The organism is Micromonospora sp. KC721 (assembly GCF_004348355.1).
Classification (GTDB): domain Bacteria; phylum Actinomycetota; class Actinomycetes; order Mycobacteriales; family Micromonosporaceae; genus Micromonospora.
Map to the genome: position 1 here is coordinate 1 of NZ_SMJY01000388.1, position 1,443 is coordinate 1,443.

Annotated in this window: 2 protein-coding genes and 1 pseudogene; all 3 read right to left on the bottom strand. The window is 74.2% G+C overall.

Annotated elements, in window-relative coordinates:
- Positions 1-92: 92 nt before the first annotated feature.
- Positions 93-551, bottom strand: a complete 459-nt coding sequence (locus E1182_RS30545; protein ID WP_132271192.1) for a DUF742 domain-containing protein — start codon at positions 549-551, stop codon at positions 93-95.
- A complete protein-coding gene (locus E1182_RS30550; RefSeq protein ID WP_132271193.1) occupies positions 548-1,012 on the bottom strand; it encodes a roadblock/LC7 domain-containing protein in 465 nt (154 codons plus the stop codon). Before E1182_RS30550 ends, E1182_RS30545 begins: the two co-directional genes overlap by 4 nt.
- A pseudogene (locus E1182_RS31475) lies at positions 1,009-1,443 on the bottom strand (histidine kinase); the annotation flags it as partial. The pseudogene E1182_RS31475 and the gene E1182_RS30550, both read right to left, overlap by 4 nt.

Here is a 1,443-nt window from a genome sequence, read left to right on the forward strand (position 1 = left end):
AGGGGGCGGCGGGGACGGGCCCGTCCACCGGTGCGCCGTAGCGGCTGGAGGCGCTGTTGGCGGCGAGTCCGCCCGGCGGGATGACCGGCCAGTCAGGAGATCGCACGGAGTCCATCAATCACTCGCAGGATGAGGTCGGGGGCGGGGGCGTCCGTGACGTCTCCGTCGTGCACATCGAGGTGACCGGCGGCCCGCAGGTCGCCGACCAGGACCCGGGTCACGCCGACGTGCAACCGGGCCCGGGCGGACAGCTCCGCGACCGAGGTCGGTTCGGCGCAGAGCGCGATGATCATCTGGAGTTCCGGGGCCAGCCCGGTCGCCGGGGGACCGTCCGCACCGCGCGCCGTCACCTGGGTCTCCAGGCCGATCGCCGGATCGGTGCCGGCGACCCGCCCTGCGGTGAGCACGAACGGTCGGGGCCCGGCCGGCTGGTCGGTGTCCGGTTCGGGCATCGGGACGTCCTGGCCGGGCGGCTCCGGCACGCCCAGGTAGGGCCGGATCCGGACCAGCGGTTCCGGATCCGGCTCCTCGCCGACGGCCGGTCGGGTCATTGCTGAACGGCGTTCTTCAACTCGGCGATCAGTCGGGGGGTGAGTGCGCCGCCGGCCCGTCCGGCGAAGAGCGTCATCTCGTACGCCACGGTGCCCAGGTTGGCCGTGCGGTCGGCGACCACGCCGAGCACCGAGCCGGCGCTGATCGCGCTGATCAGCAGGTACCCGTCGGCCATGTCGACGATCACCCGGTTCAGGCCGCCGAGGGCGTACCAGCTCGCCGCACCCCCGGCCAGGCTCGTCATGCCGGAGATCACGGCGGCGAGGCGTTCGGCGTTCGCGCGGTCCTTGATCGCCGACATGGCCATCAGGAGACCGTCCGACGAGACGGCGATCGCCTCCAGCACCCCGGCGGTGCTGGAGGTGAACGAGTCCAGCAGCCAGTTGAAGGTACGCGCCTCCGGGCTGAGCTCCGGGCCGGACGCGCGGCCGACGTTGTCGTGCAGGTACGGGCTGGTCACCGTGATGATCCTTCTTGGTTGGGGCCGTGTTCGGTACCGACGTGGCGCAGAGCGCGGGCGACGCCCGCCTCGAACTCCGCGATGCTGTCGCGGACCTTGTTCGGGTCCTGGGGCCGCACGACGGCCGGCGCGACCTGTGGCCGTACGCCGGCCAGGCTCGCTCCGGGCACCCGCCGGGCAAGCCGGGGCCGGTCGGTGCCCGCACCGGCCGGCGGCTCGGAGCGGGTCTGCTCGGCCCGTCGTACCCCGGTCTGGAACTGCTCAACCATGGCCCGCGCGGCCTCCGGGTCGGAATCGACGGCGTTGGCCGGGCCGGCCGGAAGCCCGGCCGGCGGCAGGCTCGCCCCCGGCACCCGTCGCCGGATCGTGGGCGCTTCGGCGGACAGCCCGGCGGCAGTCGGCAGCCCGGCCGGTGCGGCTGGTAGGCGGAG

Coding starts and splice junctions, on each gene's coding strand:
- E1182_RS30545 (WP_132271192.1), bottom strand. CDS start 551: ATGACCCGACCGGCCGTCGGCGAGGAGCCGGATCCGGAACCGCTGGTC.